Consider the following 19886-nt stretch of genomic DNA (forward strand, 5'->3'; position numbering starts at 1 on the left):
TAAGGTGTACGGGGCCACCGCTCACCTCTGAACCACAGGAGCACCGTGCCCCGCAGCGTCATCCGTACGGCCGCCGCCGTCGCCCTGGTGCTGGCGGCCGCCGCGGGCTGCGGTGACGCCGGCGGCCTGGAGGGCGCGGGGGCCACGCCCACCGCGGTCAGTCCGGCCAGGCTCTGGCCGGACCTGACCCCTGCCTCCAGCCCGGCCTTCGAGATCGGCGAGGTGACCACCGAGGTCGTCAAGGGCGTCGAGGTGCCCGGCGACGACATCCGGAAGGTGGACCCGGTCGCGGTGGTCCGGGCCGAGATCGCCGAGAACCCCGAGGACTACACGGACGCGAAGGCGCCGTACCGCGAGACGGCCCGGCGGATGGCGGACTGCGGTCCGGGCGGCGACCGGGCCCGCTGCCCGGTGCTCACGCCCTACTACCGGGACCTCAGCGGCGACGGGCAGGAGGATCTGACACTCGGCTTCCGGCTGCTGCCCGACCGGCTGACCGGCATCCGCGTCTACACCGTCCAGAAGCACCGGCTGGTCCGGGTGATGTCCTACGAGGACGCGGTCAGCGCGGTCGAGCTGGCCGGGCGGTCCGTGATCGTCCGCGCGCCCTCGGAGGTCGCGGGGTACGAGTACCGGCTCCAGTGGACCTGGGACGGCCGGGCCAACGCCATGCTGCTCACCCACGACGAGATGCTGCGCACCGGCGAGGGCAGCCACCCGCCGCGGCCGTCGGCGTCACCGTCCTCCTCGGTGTCACCGTCCTCCTCGGCGTCAAGGCGAGCCACCGCCTCCGCGAGCGGCTCATGAGGCTCGCGCTGCCCCGCTGGGCGGGATCGCTCGGCATGAAGACCGCCCTGTTCATCACCGTGATGTGCTGCGCGCTCACGGCGCTGCTCGGGGTGCTGGTACACGTCTCGGTGACCAACCAGACCGTCGGCCGGGCCCGCAGCGAGGCACTGTCGCGGCTGACGGACGCCACGACCGCGTTCGAGACCGGGGACCGTCTGACGCCGGGCGCGGGCGTGGATCCGGCGGGGCTGCCGGGGGCGCTGCGGGAGCTGGCCGTGTCCGGCGACCGGGGCACGATGGTCGCCGAGCACGAGGGCAGGCCGACGATGTGGGCGGCGGGCCCGGCCGACGGCGGCCGGGCGCTGGCGGTCCAGGTCGACTACTCCCAGCAGGCCCGCACGATCGAGGGGCTGGACCGGGCGATCCTGTGGTCCTCGGCGCTTGCCATCGGGGCCACGCTGCTGGTGGGTGCGCTCGCGGTGACCCGGGTGACGCGGCGGCTGCACGCCACCGCCCGGGTGGCCCGGCGGATCAGCGGCGGCGACCTCGACGCACGCGTCGACGATCCCCGTACGAAGGATCCGACGCGCCCTCAGGACGAGGTGGCGGCGGTGGCCGCCGCGCTGGACTCCATGGCCGCCTCCCTCCAGGGCAAGCTCCAGGCCGAGCAGCGGTTCACGGCGGACGTGGCCCATGAACTGCGCACCCCGCTGACCGGCCTGCACGCGGCGGCGGAACTGCTGCCGCCGAGCCGGCCCACGGAGCTGGTGCGGGACCGGGTGGCCGCGCTGCGCACGCTGACCGAGGACCTGCTGGAGATCTCGCGGCTGGACGCCGGGCGGGAACGGCTCGACGTGGACACCGAGCAGCTCGGCGCGCTGGCCGAGCGGGTGGTGCGGGGCGCCGGGCGTGCCACGGAGGTCGTCGTGGTGCGCGACGCCGCGGTGGAGACGGACCGGCGGCGGCTGGAACGCGTCCTGGGGAACCTGGTGGCCAACGCCCACCGGCACGGGCGGGGGCCGGTGTCGGTGACGGTGGACGGGCCCCGGGTGACGGTCCGCGATCACGGGGACGGGTATCCGGAGTACCTCGTGGAGCACGGTCCGCAGCGGTTCCGGACCGAGGGCGGGGCCCGGGGGCACGGGCTCGGGCTGACCATCGCGCTCGGGCAGGCGGAGGTGCTCGGGGCGCGGCTGACGTTCGCCAACGCGGAGGACGGCGGGGCCGTGGCCGTGCTGGTTCTTCCGGATGGCCCAAGCGGAGAGGCGGCTCGCACAGGGCGCTCATAGCGTGGCGGATAGTCAGTTTCCGCCCGTTCGTGGAGGTATCCCATGTCGCTGCGCTCCCGTCTCGCCATATCCGTCGTCGCCGGCGCCCTTGCCGCAGCGGCCGCCGCCACCCCCGCCGTCGCGGGCGACGACTGGCAGTCGTCCTCCGCCGGGAACGGGGACAACCAGAACCAGAGCCAGACGCAGGGGCAGGGGCAGGGGCAGGGGCAGGGACAGACCTGGTCCCAGGGTCAGAACCAGGGCCAGGGCCAGGGTCAGGGTCAGGGTCAGGGCCAGAACCAGAACCAGAACCAGGGCCAGAACCAGGGTCGGCCGCAGAACGCGAGCCAGAACCAGGGCCAGAGTCAAGGCCAGAGCACCCGGTTGTACAAGGGCAGGGTGACCGCGGAAACCCTGCTCCTGCGCAGCGCGCCCAACCGCGGCAGCCAGGTCATCCGAACCGTGCGCCGCGGACAGATCGTCAACATCTACTGCAAGACGGTCGGCCAGAACATCGACGGCAACCCGCTGTGGTACCTCCTCCCGGACGGCACCTGGGCGTGGGGCTCGGCCCGGTACATCGACAACATCGGTGCCGCGCCACGCTGGTGCTGAGCCACAAGGCACACAAGACGCCCTATTTGGGTAAGTTCCGGACATGAGCAAGGCCGGAATCACCGTGGCGCGAGCGGACGCACCCGCTCCCGCCGTCCTCCTCCCCCGGCGCCGTGGCATCGAACTGGCCCTCATCGTCGTCGCCGTCCTGCTCTCCGTGTACGGCTACTGCGCTGTGGGCCTCGCCCGCAACGGCACCGTCCCGCCCGGCGCCGCCGGTTACGGCGCCGGGCTCGGCGTGCTGGCGCTCGTCGCCCATCTGGCGGTGCGGTTCCGGGCCCCGTGCGCGGACCCGCTGCTGCTGCCGATCGGCGTGCTGCTCAACGGCCTCGGCCTGGTCCTGATCTACCGGCTCGACCTGGAGACCCCGGGCGACCGGGCCGCCCCCGCCCAACTCGTCTGGTCGACGCTGGGGGTGGCCTTCTTCATCGTGACCGTCGTCCTCCTGCGCGACCACCGGGTCCTCCAGCGGTACGCGTACGTGTGCGTGGCCGGCGCGCTCGGGCTGCTGGTGCTGCCGATCCTCTTCCCCGCCGTGAACGGCGCCCGGATCTGGATCCGGATCGCCGGGTTCTCCATCCAGCCGGGCGAGTTCGCGAAGGTGCTGCTGGCGGTGTTCTTCGCCGCGTACCTGGCCGCGAACCGGGGCGCGCTGGCCTACGCGGGCCGCCGGGTCTGGCGGCTGCAACTGCCCACCGGGCGGGTGCTCGGGCCGATCGTCGCCATCTGGCTGCTGAGCGTCGGCGTCCTGGTCCTGGAACGGGACCTGGGCACCTCGCTGCTGTTCTTCGGCCTGTTCGTGGTCCTGCTGTACGTCGCCACCGGGCGCACCGGGTGGATCGCGGTGGGGCTGCTGCTGGCCTCGCTGGGCGCGGTCGCCGTGGGCTGGCTGGAGCCGCATGTGCACGGCCGGGTCGAGGACTGGCTGCACCCATTCGCCTCGATCGAGGCGGGCCAGGGGCCGAACCAGCTCTCGCAGTCGCTGTTCGCCTTCGCGGCGGGCGGCATCCTCGGCACCGGCCTGGGGCTCGGCAACTCGGTGCTGATCGGCTTCGCCGCCAAGTCGGACTTCATCCTCGCCACGGCCGGCGAGGAGCTGGGACTGGCGGGGCTGTCCGCGATCTTCCTGCTCTACGGGCTGCTGGTGGAACGCGGCTACCGGGCCGGGCTCGCGCTGCGCGACCCCTTCGGCCAGCTGCTCGCGGTGGGGCTCGCCTCCATCGTGGCGCTCCAGGTGTTCGTGATCGCGGGCGGGGTGACCGGTCTGATCCCGCTGACCGGGATGGCGATGCCGTTCCTCGCCCAGGGCGGCTCGTCGGTCGTCACCAACTGGGCGATCGTGGCGCTGCTGGTCCGGATGAGCGACTCCGCGCGCCGGCCGGTCGGGACGGAGGAGAGCGCGTGAGACGGCACATCAGGTTCGCGGCCGTCTTCTGCGCGCTGCTGCTGGCCGCGCTGCTGGTGAACGCGACCCGGCTCCAGGTCATCGAGGCGGACACCTACGACGGCAGCTCCGCCAACCGGCGGCCGGCCATCGCCCGCTACGGCCAGCCGCGTGGCGACATCCTGGTCGAGGGACGCCCGGTGACCGGCTCCAAGGACACCGGCGAGCAGCTCCGCTACGAACGCACCTACCCCTACGGGCCGTTGTACGCGCCGGTGACCGGCTTCGCCTCGCAGGTGTACGGGACGACGTTCCTGGAGCACACCGAGGACGGGGTGCTCTCCGGCGCCGATCCGATGCTGGCGACGTTTCCCCTGCTGAACGGGCTGACCCGGGCCCGCAGCGCGGGCGGTGACGTCGTGACGACCCTGGACGCGGAGGCGCAGCGGGCGGCGTACGACGGGCTGGGTGGCCGCAAGGGGGCGGTGGCGGCGGTGGATCCGTCGACGGGACGGATCCTGGCGCTGGTGTCGACGCCCTCGTACAACCCGGGGGCGCTGTCGGGGAACGGGCGGGCGGTGGAGCGGTCCTGGGTCGGGCTGAACGAGGATCCCGACAAGCCGATGCTGAACCGGGCGGTGCGGCAGACCTATCCGCCGGGTTCGACCTTCAAGGTGGTGACCGCCGCGGCGGCGCTGGACGCGGGGGTGGTGACCGACGTCGACGAGCCCACCCGCTCCCCCGACCCGTACACCCTGCCGGGGACCACGACGAGCCTGACCAATGAGGCGCGGGGGTGTGCGGACGCCTCGTTGCGGGCGGCCTTCATGTGGTCGTGCAACACGGTCTTCGCGAAGCTGGGGGTGCGGGTGGGGGTGGCCGATCTCGCGGCCACCGCGCAGGCGTTCGGGTTCAACGACGCGGGGGTGCGGATCCCCTACTCGGTGGCGCCGAGCACCTTCGACACCACGGTCGACCGGGCGCAGCTCGCGCTGTCGGCGATCGGGCAGTACAACACGCGGGCGACGCCGTTGCAGATGGCGATGGTGTCGGCGGCGGTGGCGAGCGGCGGGCAGCTGCGGGAGCCCTACCTGGTGGAGCGGACCACGCGGAGGGGTGGGGCGACGCTGGCCACGGCCGGGTCCCGGCCGGTGCGGCAGGCGATGCATCCGGCGACCGCGTGGCGGCTGCGGGAGCTGATGACGGACGTGGTGCGCGAGGGCACCGGCACCAACGCGGCGATCCCCGGGGCGGTCGTCGGCGGCAAGACCGGCACCGCGCAGCACGGCATCGGCAACTCCGGTACGCCGTACGCCTGGTTCGTCTCCTGGGCGCAGGGGGCGCGGGACGTGGAGCCGAAGGTGGCGGTCGCGGTGGTGGTGGAGGACGCGGAGGCCGATCGCGGGGAGATCAGCGGGGGCGGGGACGCGGCGCCCATCGCGCGGGAGGTGATGCGGGCGGTGCTCGGTGGGTGAGACGGGGGTTCCACGGGCTCGGCGGACCGACCTACCGTTCGGTCCATGACTGCCGCATTCGAACTCGCCCAGGTGAACATCGGCCGCCTCAAAGCCCCGCTGGATTCCGCGGAGTTGAAGGACTTCGTCGACGCGCTGGACCCGGTGAACGCGGACGCCGACGCGGCGGACGGGTTCGTGTGGCGGTTGCAGAGCGACTCCGGCGACGCGACGGACGTGCCCGTGTTCGGGGACGAGTGGCTGATCGTCAACATGTCGGTGTGGCGGGACGCGCAGGCGCTGACCGCGTACATGTACATGGGCCGGCACCGGGAGATGCTGGCCCGGCGGCGCGAGTGGTTCGAGCGGGTGCGGGAGGCGATGGTGGCCCTGTGGTGGGTCCCTGCGGGCCGCCGTCCGACGGTCGCCGAGGCGGAGGCCCGGCTGCTGCATCTGCGCGCCCACGGGCCGACGCCCTACGCCTTCACGCTGCGGACGCCGTTCCCCGCGCAGGGTGCGGATCCGGTGGCGCTGGAGGTCCCGGACGATCTGGGGTGCTCGGTCTAGAGCGGCAGGGGCGCCGACGAGTGCCGCACAGGGGATTGACTGTCTTGCTGACGGGCAGTCTCATAAAACCATGACGACGCTCACGGATGCCGACGCGGTCGCGGGCCTGCGCGACGCACTGGGCCTGCTCAAGGACCGGGAGCAGGTGGCCGAACGGCTGCTCGACTCCTCGGCGAAGCACTCCTTCGACCCCGACAAGGAGCTGGACTGGGACGCGCCCTTCGAGGAGGGCAAGTGGTTCTGGCCGCCGGAGCTGGTCTCGCTGTACGACACACCCCTGTGGAAGAAGATGGGCGAGGAGCAGCGGATCCTGCTGTCCCAGCACGAGGCGGCGGCACTCGCCTCCCTGGGCATCTGGTTCGAACTGATCCTGATGCAGCTGCTGGTCCGGCACATCTACGACAAGGCGGCCACGAGCGCCCACGTCCGGTACGCGCTGACCGAGATCGAGGACGAGTGCCGGCACTCGAAGATGTTCGCCCGGCTGATCGCCCGGGGTGAGACCCCGTGGTACCCGGTGAGCCGGGTGCACCAGAACCTGGGCCGCCTGTTCAAGACCGTCTCCACGACCCCGGGTTCGTTCACGGCGACCCTGCTCGGCGAGGAGGTCCTGGACTGGATGCAGCGGCTGACCTTCCCCGACGAGCGGGTGCAGCCCCTGGTGCGGGGCGTGACGCGGATCCATGTCGTGGAGGAGGCCCGGCACGTCCGCTACGCCCGTGAGGAGCTGCGGCGCCAGATGCTCACGGCGCCGAGGTGGTCGCGGGAGTTCACCCGGGTGACGTCGGGTGAGTTCGCCCGGGTGTTCTCGGTGGCCTTCGTGAACCCGGAGGTCTACACGAACCTGGGGCTGGACCGGCGGGTGGCGGTGGCGCAGGTGCGGTCCAGCGGGCACCGGCGCGAGGTGATGCAGACGGGTGCCAAGCGGCTGACGGACTTCCTGGACGACATCGGGGTGCTGCGGGGCGCCGGACGCCGGCTGTGGAAGTCCTCGGGGCTGCTCGCCTAGGCGCCGGACGGGAGCTTGGCCGGTGGCCGCCGCCCACGGTCACGGCGCGGGCGGCAGCGGTTACGCTGCACGTCATGAGCCCCTCGGCCTCCACCCCCGCCTATCGCCGTCTCAGTGTCGAGGAGCGGCGGAGCCAGTTGCTCGCCGCCGCTCTCTCGCTCTTCGCCCACCGGGCGCCGGAGGAGGTGTCGCTCGACGACGTGGCGGAGGCGGCGGGAGTCTCCCGGCCGCTGGTGTACCGGTACTTCCCCGGCGGCAAGCAGCAGCTCTACGAGGCCGCCCTGCGCTCCGCCGCTGAGGAGCTCCAGCAGTGCTTCGACGAGCCGCGCGAGGGCCCGCGCCTGTCCCGGCTCGCACGGGCGCTCGACCGGTACCTCGCCTTCGTCGACGGCCACGACGCCGGTTTCACCGCCCTGCTCCAGGGCGGCAGCGTCGTCGAGACCTCCCGGACCACCGCCATCGTCGACGGGGTGCGGCGGGCCGCGGCCGAGCACATTCTCAGCCATCTCGGCGTCACCGAGCCGGGCCTGCGGCTGCGGATGACCGTCAAGATGTGGATCACGGCGGTCGAGGCGGCCTCGCTGATGTGGCTGGACGAGGACAAGCGGCCGCCCGTGGACGAACTGCGCGACTGGCTGGTCGACCAGTTCGTCGCGGTGCTCACGGTGACCGGCGCCCGCGACCCGCAGACCGCGGCGCTGGTCGAGGCGCTCGCCGGGGATGCCTGACACTGGTGCCGTGAAGAGCGAAGACACCCCTTTCGTGGGCGGGCCCCTGGACGGCCGCGTCCTGCCCGTGCTGCTGGGGATCACCGGGCATCCGCCCAAGACGTACCGCGTGCCCGTCCCGGCCCCCGACGGCGGCCCGCCCACCGTGCTGATCTACCGGCGCGAGCCCCGCGTCGCGGGCCGGCCCGTCGGGATCGGTCGGCGCTGGAAGTACACCTACGACCCCGAGGGGCGGGCGGGCCGGTCCCGCAGGTGGCCCTGGTCGAAGCCGGACGCCACGCCAGACGCCACGCCGGGCGGCAAGCCGGACGACGCGGACGGGTGACGCGGTTGCGCTGAACCGCGCACACCCGGCGCGCGGCGGGCGCGGGCCCGCCGGATGCTCGCGGTGCGGGGCGGAGGGGCTGCCCCGCACCGGAGGTGATGGCGTGTCAGGAAGGCTTCTGCGTCTGGTGTGCGCGGCGGCGACGGCCGGCGCCGTCCTCGCGCCGGTCCCCGCCGCCGCCGTACCGGAGCCCGGCGAACGGTCCGTCGCACAGCTTCTGACGGATCTTCAGCGGCTGTACCGGGAGGCCGAGCGGGCCACCGAGACGTACAACGCCACCGAGGAGAAGCTCAAGGCCCAGCGTGCCGAGGCCGGACGGCTGGACCGGGAACTCTCCAAGGTCCGGCTCTCCCTGCACCACAGCCGCGGAGCGGCCGGACGGCTGGCCCGGCAGCAGTACCAGGGCAGCACCGAGATCTCCACCTACGTACGGCTGCTGCTCGCCCGTGATCCGCAGCACGCTCTCGAACAGGGGCATGTGATCGGGCAGTTGGCGCGGGAGCGGGCCGAGACGGTGGGGCGGCTGACCGGCAGTGAGCGCCGGGCCGGGGAGCTGGCCCGCAGGGCGCGCACGGCCCTGGACAAGGAGCTGGCGCTCGCCGAGCGGCAGCGCGAGGACCGCGACGAGGTGAAGTCGCGGCTCGCGGACGTGGAGGAGATGCTCGCCTCGCTCAGCACGGAACAGCTCGACGGCATCGCCGAGTTGGAGAAGAAGGGGATCAGCCGGGCCCAGCAGGACCTGGTGACCTCGGGGGCGCTGAGCAGCGCGCCGCAGGAGGCGTCGGAGGCGGGCGAACGGGCGGTGGAGTACGCCCTGCGGCAGCTCGGCAAGCCCTACCAGTGGGGCGCCGAGGGCCCGGACACCTACGACTGCTCCGGGCTCACCGCGATGGCCTGGGACCACGCGGGCACGCCGGTCCCCCGCACCAGCCAGGAGCAGTGGGCGCGGCTGCCGAGGGTCCCGCTGACCGAACTGCGCCCGGGGGACCTGGTCGTCTACCACCACGACGCCACCCATGTCGCCCTCTACCTGGGCGACGGCGAGGTGGTCGAGGCGCCCCGGACGGGCGAGCGGGTCACGATCTCGCCGATCGCCGCCCACCCGATCCTGGGGGCCGTCCGCCCGGACGGCCCCCGGGAGGAAACGCCCTAGGCGAGCGAGGCCAGGTAGGCGCCCGTCTTCTCCGGCTCGTAGAAGAAGTTCTCGAAGTCGGAGGGGTCGTTGAAGGCGTTGGCGAAGCGGTCGGCGGCGGGCTGGAGCTGGCCGGCGGCGCCGATCAGGTTGAGGATGTGCTCCGGCGGCGGGGCCAGCATGGCGTTGGTCCACTTGGTGACGTGCTGGGCGGTGTCCCAGTAGCGGTCGAACGTCGCCTGCATCCACTCCTCGTCGAAGGGCTTGTCGCCGTGTTCGAGGATGGAGGCCAGATAGGCGGCGGCGCACTTGGAGGCCGAGTTGGAGCCCTGGCCGGTGATCGGGTCGTTGGCGACGACCACGTCGGCGACGCCGAGGACCAGTCCGCCGCCGGGGAGCCGGCCGATCGGGTTGCGGACGGTCGGCGCGTAGCGGCCCGCCAGGGTGGCGCCGGCGTCGGTGAGTTCGACGTTCGTGGCGCGCGCGTACTCCCAGGGGGTGTACGTCTCCATGAGTCCCAGGGTCAGGGAGAGGTGCTCCGCCGGGTCCTTGACGCCGTTGAAGACGTCGAGCGGCCCACCGGGTATGCCCTCCCAGAACAGGATGTCGGCGCGGCCCGAGGTGGTCAGCGTCGGCATCACGAACAGCTCGCCGACGCCGGGCACCAGGTTGCAGCGGACCGCGTCGAACTCCGGGTGCTCCGGGCGCGGGCCGAGACCGTGCACGTAGGCGACCGCCAGGGCGCGCTGGGGCTCGGTGTACGGGGAGCGCTCGGGGTCCCGGGCGAACATCGAGACCAGCTCGCCCTTGCCCGCCGAGACCAGGACCAGGTCGTAGGTGCGGGAGAAGTAGTCGAGGTCGCCGACGGCCGCGCCGTGGATGACGAGCTGTCCGCCGCGCTGGGCGAAGGTCTCCATCCAGCCGGCCATCTTCACCCGCTGGTCCACGGACTGGGCGTACCCGTCGAGGTGCCCCACCCAGTCGATCGCGCGGGCCGCCGGGCCCTCGGCCCAGGAGCCCGGGGCCGCCACCGAGACGCCGAGCCCTTCGATCTTCGGGGCCTGGGACTCCCAGAAGTTCAGCTGGAGATCGCGCTCGTGCTGGAGGGCGGTGTGGAACATGCACTGCGTCGACATGACCCGGCCGGTGCGGATCTCGTCCGCGGTCCGGTTGGACATGAGGGTGACCTCGTACCCGTTCGACTGGAGTCCGAGGGCGAGCTGGAGGCCGGACTGGCCGGCCCCGACGACGAGTATCTTCCGCATACGGGTGGTGGCTCCTAGGTCGGGACTACTCGGGGGTTTCGTCGAGCGCGTGGCCCACCAGGGCCAGGAGGGTCTCGATCGCCGAGATCCGGCGCCGCGCGTCCATGATCATGACAGGTATGTGCGGGGGGATCGTGAGCGCCTCCCGCACGTCCGCCGGCTCGAACCGCTCACTGCCGTCGAAGTGGTTGACCGCCACGACGTACGGAAGTCCGCAGCTCTCGAAGTAGTCCAGGGCCGGGAAGCAGTCCTTCAGGCGCCGGGTGTCGGCCAGCACGACGGCCCCGATCGCGCCGCGCACCAGGTCGTCCCACATGAACCAGAACCGCTGCTGGCCCGGTGTGCCGAACAGGTAGAGCACCAGGTCGTCGTCGAGCGTGAGGCGGCCGAAGTCCATGGCCACCGTGGTGGTCAGCTTCTGCGGCGTGGCGGTGAGGTCGTCGGTCTCCTCGCTCGCCTCGGTCATCAGCGCCTCGGTCTGCAGAGGCGTGATCTCCGAGACGGCGGTGACCAGTGTGGTCTTGCCGACGCCGAACCCGCCCGCCACGACTATCTTCGTCGCGATGGGGGCGCGGGTGCGTTCCGTCTGCCAAGGCTGTTCGGGCCCCTCTTCGTCGAGGAGCGGGGAGACACCGCGAGCGGCGTCAGAGACGACGGAGTCCACTCAGCACCCTTTCCAGCAGCGCCCGGTCGGGGCGGCCCGTGCCGTGCCCGGTTCCGGTGCCGTATACACGGATCTTTCCCTGGTCAGCGAGATCGCTCAGGAGCACGCGGACCACGCCGAGCGGCATCTTCAGCAGCGCGGCGATCTCGGCCACCGTGCGCATACGGCGGCAGAGTTCGACGATGGCCCGCATCTCCGGCATCACCCGGGTGGCGAGGCCGCCGTTCGTCAGCTCCTTGCGCTCCTTCGGGGCCTCCAGCGCCGCGACGAACGTCTCCACCAGGAGGACGTGGCCGAAGCGGGTGCGGCCGCCGGTGAGCGAGTAGGGGCGTACGCGGGCGGGTTTGCGGTCGCCGCCGCGGACGGGGAGCTTCTTCGGCGTACTGCTCATCGGGCACTCCCGGTCGGCTCGGCTTCCAGGGATTTTCGGAGCTCGCTGCGGAGTTCGGGCGTCAGCACATGGCCGGCCCGGCCCACGAAGAGCGCCATGTGGTAGGCGATCACGCTCATGTCGCAGTCGGCGGAGCCGTGGACGCCGAGCAGCGAGCCGTCGCTGATCGACATCACGAACAGGCTGCCCTCGTCCATGGCGACCATGGTGTGCCGCACCGGGCCGGAGTCCATCAGCTTGGAGGCGCCGATGGTGAGGCTGCCGATGCCGGAGACGATGGTGGCGAGGTCCGCGGAGGAGCCCCGGGGGCCACGGGGACGCTCGGCCCGGTTGTCCCGGGCCGACTCGTTCCGGCCCGGGTCGGAGGAGAGCAGGAGCAGGCCGTCGGAGGAGACCACGGCGACCGACTCGATGCCCGGCACCTCCTCGACCAGGTTCGTCAGCAGCCAGTGCAGGTTGCGAGCTTCACTGCTCAGTCCGAAGGTACTGGGCGCGGTCAACTGCTTGCCTCCTCGACGGTGCCCCCCGTGGCTTCTTCGGATGCGCTGACGGGCGTGGTCGGGCTGCCCGTCCGTTCTGCGATTTCTGCTTCCACGTCGCGGTATCCGGCTGCCGCCCCCCGGCGGAAGCCGCCCAGGCGGCGGCGGAGCGCGTCGGCGTCCACCGAGCCCGTGCGCTGACGCGGTGCCTGTGCCGGTGCGCTGATCCTCGGGGTCCGCTTGGGCAGCCCCTTGTCGGTGAGCTGCTCCTCCTCGGCCCGCTCGTGCTCCGTCTCGGCCTCGGGCTCGGGCGCGCTCCCGGCGGGGGCCTGGACCGGCTCGCGCCGCTCCTGTGCCTCCAGCGGTTCAGGCTGCGGCTGCGGCTTGGGCTGCGGCTCCGGCTCCGGCGTCTGCGGGATCGGGACCAGCAGTTCCATGGTGGTCTCGGCGGGCGTCTCGGCGGGCGCCTTCGCGGATGCCTGGGGCGCGGGCGACTTCGTGGGCGCCTGGGCCGCGGGCGCCTTCGTGGGCGCCGGAGCCGTGGGCTCCGCCGGGGCCTCCGGTTCGGCCGGCCTCGGGCGGGTCTCCTCGGGCTCGGTCCGCTCCTGCGCCCGGTGCACGGCCTGCTCGGCCAGCGCCACCAGGCGGTCGTCCTGGCCCCGGCCACCGTGCAGGACGTTGGAGTTGGCCTCCGCGTCCGCGCCGGGCAGGGAGAAGGAGGCGGCGGCGCCGGGGACGGTGCCGCCGGTGGCCGGCACCGCGGCGGCGGGAGCCGCGGTGAGCAGCGGCTTGGGCAGCACCACGACCGCCGTCACCCCGCCCTGCTTCTGCTCGCGGAGCTGGACGCGGATGCCGTGGCGGTGGGCGAGGCGGGCGACGACGTAGAGGCCGAGGCCCAGGCCCTGTTCGCCCTCGTGGTCGTAGGCGCCGTCGGGGTCGAGTTCGCTCAGGCGGGTGTTGAGGGCGGTGAGGCGGTCCTCGGCCATGCCGATGCCCTCGTCCTGGACGGAGAGCATCACCTCGCCGCTCTCCAGCAGCCAGCCCGAAACCTCCACGGGCAGGTCGGGCGGGGAGAACGAGGTGGCGTTCTCCATCAGTTCGGCCAGCAGGTGCGAGAGGTCGTCGGCCGCGAAGCCCGCGATGTGCGCGTGCGGCGGGAGGGCGGCGATCCGGACCCGCTCGTAGCGCTCGATCTCGCTCACGGCCGCGCGGACCACGTCCACCAGCGGGACCGGGCCGGCGCTGTGCTGGACGTGCTCGGTGCCCGCCAGCACCAGCAGGTTCTCGCTGTGGCGGCGCATCACGGTGGCGAAGTGGTCCAGCTTGAACAGCGTGGACAGCCGCTCCGGGTCCTGCTCCCGCTCCTCCAGGCCCTCGATCACGGCCAGCTGGCGCTCGACCAGGCCCAGGGTGCGCAGGGCGAGGCTGACGAAGGTGGAGCCGATGCTGGTGCGCAGCCGCTCCAGCTGGGCGGCCGAGCCGGCCAGTTCGGTGCGCAGCTCCTCGCGGGCGTCGGCCATCTTCTGGCGCTGGCCGACCAGGTGCTTGCGGTCCGACTCCAGGGTGACGATGCGCTCGTGCAGGGCCACGGCCTGGGCGTGCAGCGCGTTGACCGAGTCGACGGCCTTCGCGAACTCGTCCTTGCGGCCGGTGAAGCGGACCGGTTCCTCCGCCGCCGGGTCGGCCGCGCCGGCCAGCCGGGCCGAGCCCAGGCGCAGGACGGCGAGGGGGCGGGTGAGGCTGCGGGCCATGCCGGTGGCGACGCCGATCGCGAGGAGCACCAGGAAGCCGAGGACCGCTATCCGGATCTCCAGCTCGGTGACGTCGTCGTCCCGCAGCAGGGCCAGGTCCTTGGTGCGGCGGTCGTGCAGGGCGGACTCGGCGCCGCGCATCATCTCGACGCGGGCGGAGAGCGCGTCGTCCAGCTTCTTCGCCGCGGTGCCGAGTTCGCCGTCGGAGAGCGTCGGCTGGTCGGTGAGGGCGGCGAGGTACTTCTCGGCGACCTCGGCCTCGGGGCCGGTGACCGTGGAGTCGTAGGAGGTCACCGACGTCTTCGGGGCGGTCTCGCGGAAGTCGGCGAGGGCCGCGTCGGAGCGGAGGCGGGCCTCCTGGGCGGCGGCGGTGAGCGCGTCGCGCTGCTTGGCGTCGGAGGAGGAGGTGACCTGGGTCGGCAGCCCGGTGACGGGGTCGATCACGGTCTGGGTGGTGCTCGGGACGCTGAGCGCGGCGAGGAGCAGACCGCGGGTGGACGCCGCCTGCTGTACGGCGGTGTCCAGCTCGGTGAGCGCGTGGGCGCCCGAGCCGGCGCGCGGGGGCGTGTCCTCGGCGAGCCGCTCGGAGAGGCCGTGCAGCTCGGTGAGTGCCGTCGAGTACGCCTTGTGCGTCTCCAGGGCGCTGCTCTTGCCGGTGAGCGCGGCCCGGCGCAGGGCCGCGATGTCGTCCAGGTCCGCGCGCAGGGAGGCGGGGATGTCCGGGTTGGCGCGCAGTTCCTCGACCAGCCGGTCGACCCGGGCGCTGCGCTGCTCCGAGGGCGCCTTGGCCTTGGGGCGGCCGGCGGCGACGTAGGCGGTGACCTCGTCGCGTTCGTCGGCGAGCGAGTGGGCGAGGGTGAGCGCGTCCTCGGTCTGCTCGGAGAGGGTCACCAGCTCCTGGGTGTCGTGCACCTGCGCGGAGGCGGTGACGATGGAGGGGGCGCCGGCGGCGGCGATGGCGGCGGCGACGACGGCCACCGCGATGATCAGCCTGTTGCGCACATGGGTGGGCCGACCCTTGCCGGCCGAGACGGCGCCGGTCCCTGCCGTGCCGTCCGGCGTGTGTTCCGGACCCCCTGCGTTGGCGGTCCGCTTGCCTGAGCGACGAGGCCGCGTCTTCTGCACCGGTGCTCGCATTCCTGAACTCGTGATACCCAAGGGCCCGGGTGACGCTCCGTCAATCGGCACAGACGCCCCGGTACGCTTCCCGACCCTCCCAGTGCCGGTGGGCGGTGGTCTCGCATCACCTGACCCGCCACCCGAAGGAGTGAACCCCGGAGGGGAGTTGGCGGGCAAGTTCCCGGCGCCCGCGCAGGAGCCCTGTCCGGCGGGCCGGTTGGACGTCCGGGGCGGGCGGTGGCAGGATTCGCCACCACGTCTGCCCGGAGCCCGTCAATCCGGCCCAAATCCGACGCCTGACCTGCGAGAGTGCGTCAATTGCGGGATGGTTGCCAGCCTTTGGCGAACATTGTGAAAGGCTCGTGCAGACTGGCCGGATGCGCACGGAACTTGTCTCGGAGCCCGGCGACCCCTCGCGCCCCAACGAGGACTTCGCCGGTGTCGCCCTGCCCGCCTCCGGACAGGGCGGCGCGGTGGTGGTGCTGGACGGGGTGACGCCGCCGCGGAACGGAACCGGATGCGTGCACTCCGTGCCCTGGTTCACCGCGCGCCTCGGCGGCGCGCTGACCGAACTGACCGTTTCACTCCCGGATGTTCCCCTCGCCGACGCGCTCTCCGTCGCTCTGGCGCGTACCGCCGACGCGCACCGGGACACCTGTGACCTTTCTCACCCGCGCACACCTCAGGCGACGGTCGTCCTGGCCCGCTGGTCACCCGTGGCCGTCGAGTACCTGATCCTCTCGGACTCGGCCCTCCTGGTGGAGTCGCCCGACGGCACCGTCACGCCCCTCCTGGACGACCGGCTCGCCCGGCTGCCGCGGTCCGCCCTCGCCACCGACGCGATGGTCGACGCGGACCTGCGGAACAAGGAGGGCGGCTTCTTCACGGCCGCCGCCGATCCCGCGGTGGCGCGGCGGGCGGTGACCGGCACCCTGCCCCGCTCCCGCGTCCGCGCGCTGGCCGCCCTGACGGACGGCGCGACACGGTGGGTGGAGAAGTTCGGCGCCGGGGACTGGGCCGGCCTCATGGGCGTCGTGCGCAAGGAGGGCGGTCGGGCGCTGGTGGACCGGGTGCGGGCGCTGGAACTGGCCGACACCGACCGGTCGTTCCTTGGACGGAGCAAGACGCACGACGACGCCACGGTGGTCCTCGTGGAGTTCCCGCCGGCTGCCTAGGCGTGCGTGCCGGGCGGCGCGGGGCCGGCGGGACTTCCAGAACACGCCCGGGTGAGGGCGGGTCAGCCCTGGCCCTCCATCTCCTGGTTCAGCTGGTTGAGCAGCCGGGCCAGCTCCGAGACCTCGCGCGGGTCCCAGCCGGAGAGGCGGCGCGCGTACCGCGCCCGTCGTGCCTCGCGCACCCTGCGCACCCGCCCGTGGCCCTCCTCGGTGAGGTGGACCAGCCAGGCCCGCCCGTCGGCGGGGTCGGGTTCCCGGGCGACCAGGCCGAGGTCCTCCAGGGCGCGCAGCTGACGGGACATGGTGGCCTTGCCGACGCCGATGTAGGCGGCCAGTTCGGTGGCCCGCTGCCGCCCGCACTCGTCGAGGCGGATCAGCAGACCGTACGCGGCGGACTCCAGGTCCGGATGGACCTCGCGGGCCATCTCGCCCTGGCTGGCCCGGGCCCGGCGCAGCAGCACGGTCAGCTCGCGCTCCAGGGAGAGGAACTCGGGCTGTTCCGGGCCCCGTCCGGACACCCCGGGTCCGATCCGGTGTCCGTCGCCGTTTCCGTCTTCGCGCACGTCAGCCCCTGCCTCGGTTTCCCAGTTCTGAAAGTTCCGTCACATGCCGTCATCGCCGCAGCTCCGCCAGTATTTCTCAGGCGTAGACCATCGGCAGCCTCCAGGCCCCTTCCCCCCGCGGGTCCCCGTCCGTGGCGTCGCCACCGGCCCCGACTGGCATGCGCACGCCAGCATCCGACGGCGGACCAACAGCGGGCCAACGACCATCCGTCGCGGCCGACTCCCCCGCCCACGTGATCGCGCCCACCGGCGGCCGAGCCCACCGGGACGCCCGAGGGCCCGGACCCCCGCCGGGGATCCGGGCCCTCTTCGTCCGGCCGCGTCCGTCACGCCGCGGCCGGAACCTCCACCCCGGCGGGGGCCAGGGCCAGTTCGAGCACCTGACGGACGTCCGTCACCGGGTGGACGTCCAGCTTCTCCAGGACCTCCGCCGGGACGTCGTCCAGGTCGGGCTCGTTCCGCTTGGGGATGACGACGGTCGTGATGCCGGCCCGGTGCGCGGCGAGCAGCTTCTGCTTCACCCCGCCGATCGGCAGCACCCGCCCGGTCAGCGAGACCTCGCCGGTCATCGCCACGTCCGTACGGACCTGGCGCCCGCTCAGCAGGGAGGCGAGGGCCGTCGTCATGGTGACACCGGCGCTCGGCCCGTCCTTGGGCACCGCGCCCGCCGGGAAGTGGATGTGCACGCCCCGGTCCTTCAGGTCGGCGACGGGCAGCTCCAGTTCGGCGCCGTGCGAGCGCAGGAAGGACAGGGCGATCTGCGCGCTCTCCTTCATCACGTCACCGAGCTGCCCGGTCAGGGTCAGGCCGGCCGCGCCCGTCTCCGGGTCGGCCAGGGACGCCTCCACGAAGAGCACGTCGCCGCCGGCTCCGGTGACCGCGAGGCCGGTCGCCACGCCCGGCACCGCGGTACGGCGCTCGGCCGGGTCCTGGGCGGACTCGGGCACGTGGTGCGGGCGGCCGATCAGACCGCGCAGCTCCGCGTCGGTCACCGTGAACGGCAGCTCCCGCTCCCCCAGTTCGTGCTGGGCGGCGACCTTGCGCAGCAGCCGGGCGATGGAGCGCTCCAGGGTGCGCACACCCGCCTCGCGGGTGTACTCGCCGGCGAGCCTGCGCAGCGCGCTCTCGTCGATGACGACCTCGTCCGCGTTCAGACCGGCCCGCTCCAGCTGGCGCGGGAGCAGGTGGTCCCGGGCGATGACGACCTTCTCGTCCTCGGTGTAGCCGTCCAGGCGGACCAGCTCCATGCGGTCGAGCAGGGCCTCCGGGATGGCTTCCAGGACGTTGGCGGTGGCCAGGAAGACCACGTCCGACAGGTCCAGCTCCACCTCCAGGTAGTGGTCGCGGAAGGTGTGGTTCTGCGCCGGGTCCAGGACCTCCAGCAGGGCCGCTGCCGGGTCGCCGCGGAAGTCGGAGCCGACCTTGTCGATCTCGTCGAGCAGGACGACCGGGTTCATCGAACCGGCCTCCTTGACCGCCCGTACGATCCGGCCGGGCAGCGCGCCGACGTAGGTGCGCCGGTGGCCGCGGATCTCCGCCTCGTCGCGGACGCCGCCGAGGGCGACGCGGACGAACTTGCGGCCCATCGCGTGGGCGACGGACTCGCCCAGCGAGGTCTTGCCGACGCCGGGCGGGCCGACCAGCGCGAGCACCGCGCCACCGCGCCGGCCGCCGACCACACCGAGGCCCCGGTCGCCGCGCCGCTTGCGCACCGCCAGGTACTCGGTGATGCGCTCCTTCACGTCCTGGAGTCCGGCGTGCTCGGCGTCCAGGACCGCCCTGGCGCCCTGGATGTCGTACTGGTCCTCGGTCCGCTCGTTCCACGGCAGTTCGAGGACGGTGTCGAGCCAGGTGCGGATCCAGGAGCCCTCGGGCGACTGGTCGCTGGCCCGCTCCAGCTTCTCGACCTCCTTCAGCGCCGCCTCACGCACCTTCTCCGGCAGGTCGGCGGCCTCCACACGGGCGCGGTAGTCGTCGGAATCCTCGCCCTCCGCCTCGCCGTTCAGCTCGCGCAGCTCCTTGCGCACGGCCTCCAGCTGGCGGCGCAGCAGGAACTCGCGCTGCTGCTTGTCGACGCCCTCCTGGACGTCCTTGGCGATGGTCTCGGCGACGTCCTGCTCGGCGAGGTGGTCGCGCAGCTGCTGGGTGGCGAGCTTCAGCCGGGCGACCGGGTCGGCGGTCTCCAGCAGCTCCACCTTCTGTTCGGTGGTGAGGAAGGGCGAGTAGCCGGAGTTGTCGGCGAGCGCGGAGACGTCGTCGATGGCCTGGACGCGGTCCACGACCTGCCAGGCGCCGCGCTTGCGCAGCCAGGCGGTGGCGAGCGCCTTGTACTCCTTCACCAGGTCGGTCACATGTCCCGGCAGCGGGTCGGGGGCGCTGTCGTCGACCGTGGTGCCCTCGACCCACAGGGCCGCGCCGGGCCCGGTCGTCCCGGCACCGATCCGCACCCGGCCGCGTCCCCGCACCAGGGCGCCCGGGTCACCGTCGGCGAGCCGGCCCACCTGCTCCACCGTGCCGAGCACACCGGTGCCGGCGTACGCGCCGTCGACGCGCGGGACCAGCAGCACCCGCGGCTTTCCCGGCTGGGACCGGGCGGCGACCTGGGCGGCCTCCACGGCGGCCCGTACATCCGCGTCGTTCAGATCCAGCGGGACCACCATTCCGGGCAGCACGACCTCGTCGTCGAGCGGCAGCACAGGCAGAGTGAGCGGTGTGGACGTCGAAGCCATGATCTCCCCTTCGGCAGTCAAGTTGAGCTATGCCGACTCAATGCGTGGCGCCCGCCGAATGTTCCCCCGTGCTCGTTCGCTGTGAGCGATCACCCGCTCGACCGTCCTGTCGACCGCCCTTGACCTGGCCTTTCGCGAGCGGTGGTGCGTGATCCACGGATCGCAGGGTTCCCGTGCGCTTTCCGCAACACGCTTCACAGGAACGGCCCGCAGACTGCAAGCTCACTCACAGCTTGCGAGCCCCGGCGGGGGTGACTCGCGGGGGTGCACGGGGGACTTGGGGACGCACATGAGCGAGGCAGAGAGGCGGGGGCCCGCCCGGCGCGCGCTGATCGCGGGCGGGGTGGTGGCCGCGACGGGGGCGGCGCTGCCGCTGGTCACCCGCGCGGCGGGCGGGGGCGGTGAGCCGTCCGCACCGGTCGGCGGGGCCTCCGCGCCCGGCGGCGGGGCGTCCTCTCCGGCGGCCGGGCCGAGGCGGA

18 protein-coding genes and 1 pseudogene are annotated in these 19886 nt (G+C 73.0%); 12 read left to right on the plus strand and 7 right to left on the minus strand.

The genetic code is table 11. From position 1 onward, the window contains the following. Positions 1-45 precede the first annotated feature (45 nt). From AB0E07_RS26905 to AB0E07_RS26950, 10 genes are all read left to right on the plus strand, one after another. Positions 46-807: a hypothetical protein gene (locus tag AB0E07_RS26905; protein WP_362257295.1), complete on the plus strand. Its 762-nt coding sequence runs from the start codon at positions 46-48 to the stop codon at positions 805-807. Then, a complete protein-coding gene (locus tag AB0E07_RS26910; RefSeq protein ID WP_362257298.1) occupies positions 804-2078 on the plus strand; it encodes an ATP-binding protein in 1275 nt (424 codons plus the stop codon). Before AB0E07_RS26905 ends, AB0E07_RS26910 begins: the two co-directional genes overlap by 4 nt. Positions 2079-2120: 42 nt before the next feature. Then, positions 2121-2672 carry an SH3 domain-containing protein gene (locus AB0E07_RS26915; protein ID WP_362257301.1) on the plus strand — a complete coding sequence of 184 codons (552 nt, stop codon included), beginning with the start codon at positions 2121-2123 and terminating at the stop codon, positions 2670-2672. 43 nt (positions 2673-2715) lie between these two features. Then, positions 2716-4077: an FtsW/RodA/SpoVE family cell cycle protein gene (locus AB0E07_RS26920; protein WP_362257304.1), complete on the plus strand. Its 1362-nt coding sequence runs from the start codon at positions 2716-2718 to the stop codon at positions 4075-4077. Next, on the plus strand, positions 4074-5531 hold the full coding sequence (locus tag AB0E07_RS26925; protein ID WP_362257307.1) for a penicillin-binding transpeptidase domain-containing protein: 1458 nt from the start codon (positions 4074-4076) through the stop codon (positions 5529-5531). Before AB0E07_RS26920 ends, AB0E07_RS26925 begins: the two co-directional genes overlap by 4 nt. A 45-nt stretch (positions 5532-5576) precedes the next feature. Beyond that, complete coding sequence (locus AB0E07_RS26930) at positions 5577-6077, plus strand: DUF3291 domain-containing protein (RefSeq protein ID WP_362257310.1); 501 nt, start codon at positions 5577-5579, stop codon at positions 6075-6077. A 70-nt stretch (positions 6078-6147) separates the two neighbouring features. Continuing rightward, positions 6148-7086 carry a diiron oxygenase gene (locus AB0E07_RS26935; protein WP_362257313.1) on the plus strand — a complete coding sequence of 313 codons (939 nt, stop codon included), beginning with the start codon at positions 6148-6150 and terminating at the stop codon, positions 7084-7086. A 74-nt stretch (positions 7087-7160) separates the two neighbouring features. Then, positions 7161-7814, plus strand: coding sequence for a TetR/AcrR family transcriptional regulator (locus AB0E07_RS26940; protein WP_362257316.1), 654 nt, complete (start codon positions 7161-7163; stop codon positions 7812-7814). A 10-nt stretch (positions 7815-7824) separates the two neighbouring features. Further along, positions 7825-8139 (plus strand): hypothetical protein, encoded by a 315-nt coding sequence (locus AB0E07_RS26945; protein WP_362257319.1) that lies wholly within the window; start codon positions 7825-7827, stop codon positions 8137-8139. A 103-nt stretch (positions 8140-8242) separates the two neighbouring features. Continuing rightward, positions 8243-9292: an NlpC/P60 family protein gene (locus AB0E07_RS26950; RefSeq protein WP_362257321.1), complete on the plus strand. Its 1050-nt coding sequence runs from the start codon at positions 8243-8245 to the stop codon at positions 9290-9292. On the opposite strand, the gene AB0E07_RS26955 is transcribed toward AB0E07_RS26950, so the two are convergent. From AB0E07_RS26955 to AB0E07_RS26975, 5 genes are read right to left on the minus strand one after another with little or no spacing between them, the layout of a single operon-like run. Then, the gene (locus tag AB0E07_RS26955) at positions 9289-10536 is read right to left on the minus strand and encodes a styrene monooxygenase/indole monooxygenase family protein (RefSeq protein WP_362257324.1); all 1248 of its coding nucleotides are present in this window, start codon (positions 10534-10536) and stop codon (positions 9289-9291) included. The two genes, AB0E07_RS26950 and AB0E07_RS26955, sit on opposite strands and share 4 nt — an antisense overlap. A gap of 25 nt (positions 10537-10561) precedes the next feature. Continuing rightward, positions 10562-11200, minus strand: coding sequence for an ATP/GTP-binding protein (locus AB0E07_RS26960; RefSeq protein WP_362257327.1), 639 nt, complete (start codon positions 11198-11200; stop codon positions 10562-10564). After that, the gene (locus AB0E07_RS26965) at positions 11181-11591 is read right to left on the minus strand and encodes a DUF742 domain-containing protein (protein WP_362257330.1); all 411 of its coding nucleotides are present in this window, start codon (positions 11589-11591) and stop codon (positions 11181-11183) included. Before AB0E07_RS26965 ends, AB0E07_RS26960 begins: the two co-directional genes overlap by 20 nt. After that, complete coding sequence (locus tag AB0E07_RS26970) at positions 11588-12091, minus strand: roadblock/LC7 domain-containing protein (RefSeq protein WP_362257333.1); 504 nt, start codon at positions 12089-12091, stop codon at positions 11588-11590. The genes AB0E07_RS26965 and AB0E07_RS26970 overlap by 4 nt, the downstream gene beginning before the upstream one ends. Beyond that, a complete protein-coding gene (locus tag AB0E07_RS26975) occupies positions 12088-14958 on the minus strand; it encodes a nitrate- and nitrite sensing domain-containing protein (RefSeq protein WP_362257336.1) in 2871 nt (956 codons plus the stop codon). Before AB0E07_RS26975 ends, AB0E07_RS26970 begins: the two co-directional genes overlap by 4 nt. A 359-nt stretch (positions 14959-15317) precedes the next feature. On the opposite strand from AB0E07_RS26975, the gene AB0E07_RS26980 reads away from it, so the two are divergent. After that, positions 15318-16115, plus strand: coding sequence for a hypothetical protein (locus tag AB0E07_RS26980; protein WP_362257339.1), 798 nt, complete (start codon positions 15318-15320; stop codon positions 16113-16115). Between the two features lie 62 nt (positions 16116-16177). Here the strand turns inward: AB0E07_RS26980 and AB0E07_RS26985 are convergent, their stop codons facing one another. Both AB0E07_RS26985 and lon read right to left on the minus strand, forming a co-directional pair. Continuing rightward, on the minus strand, positions 16178-16678 hold the full coding sequence (locus tag AB0E07_RS26985) for a MarR family transcriptional regulator (RefSeq protein ID WP_362257342.1): 501 nt from the start codon (positions 16676-16678) through the stop codon (positions 16178-16180). Between the two features lie 326 nt (positions 16679-17004). After that, complete coding sequence (gene lon, locus AB0E07_RS26990; RefSeq protein WP_362257345.1) at positions 17005-19407, minus strand: endopeptidase La; 2403 nt, start codon at positions 19405-19407, stop codon at positions 17005-17007. Between the two features lie 289 nt (positions 19408-19696). Between lon and AB0E07_RS26995 the strand changes: the two are divergent. Next, positions 19697-19886 (plus strand): annotated as a pseudogene (locus AB0E07_RS26995) (sulfatase); the annotation flags it as partial.

The sequence above is a fragment of the Streptomyces sp. NPDC048002 genome (assembly GCF_040653275.1).
Taxonomy (GTDB): domain Bacteria; phylum Actinomycetota; class Actinomycetes; order Streptomycetales; family Streptomycetaceae; genus Streptomyces.

Bases quoted from the DNA above. Each gene is read 5' to 3' on its own strand.
- AB0E07_RS26975 (WP_362257336.1), bottom strand. From the start codon at position 14,958: ATGCGAGCACCGGTGCAGAAGACGCGGCCTCGTCGCTCAGGCAAGCGG.
- AB0E07_RS26920 (WP_362257304.1), top strand. From the start codon at position 2,716: ATGAGCAAGGCCGGAATCACCGTGGCGCGAGCGGACGCACCCGCTCCC.
- AB0E07_RS26940 (WP_362257316.1), top strand. From the start codon at position 7,161: ATGAGCCCCTCGGCCTCCACCCCCGCCTATCGCCGTCTCAGTGTCGAG.
- lon (WP_362257345.1), bottom strand. From the start codon at position 19,407: ATGGCTTCGACGTCCACACCGCTCACTCTGCCTGTGCTGCCGCTCGAC.
- AB0E07_RS26910 (WP_362257298.1), top strand. From the start codon at position 804: ATGAGGCTCGCGCTGCCCCGCTGGGCGGGATCGCTCGGCATGAAGACC.
- AB0E07_RS26955 (WP_362257324.1), bottom strand. From the start codon at position 10,536: ATGCGGAAGATACTCGTCGTCGGGGCCGGCCAGTCCGGCCTCCAGCTC.
- AB0E07_RS26915 (WP_362257301.1), top strand. From the start codon at position 2,121: ATGTCGCTGCGCTCCCGTCTCGCCATATCCGTCGTCGCCGGCGCCCTT.
- AB0E07_RS26965 (WP_362257330.1), bottom strand. From the start codon at position 11,591: ATGAGCAGTACGCCGAAGAAGCTCCCCGTCCGCGGCGGCGACCGCAAA.
- AB0E07_RS26930 (WP_362257310.1), top strand. From the start codon at position 5,577: ATGACTGCCGCATTCGAACTCGCCCAGGTGAACATCGGCCGCCTCAAA.
- AB0E07_RS26980 (WP_362257339.1), top strand. From the start codon at position 15,318: ATGCGCACGGAACTTGTCTCGGAGCCCGGCGACCCCTCGCGCCCCAAC.
- AB0E07_RS26935 (WP_362257313.1), top strand. From the start codon at position 6,148: ATGACGACGCTCACGGATGCCGACGCGGTCGCGGGCCTGCGCGACGCA.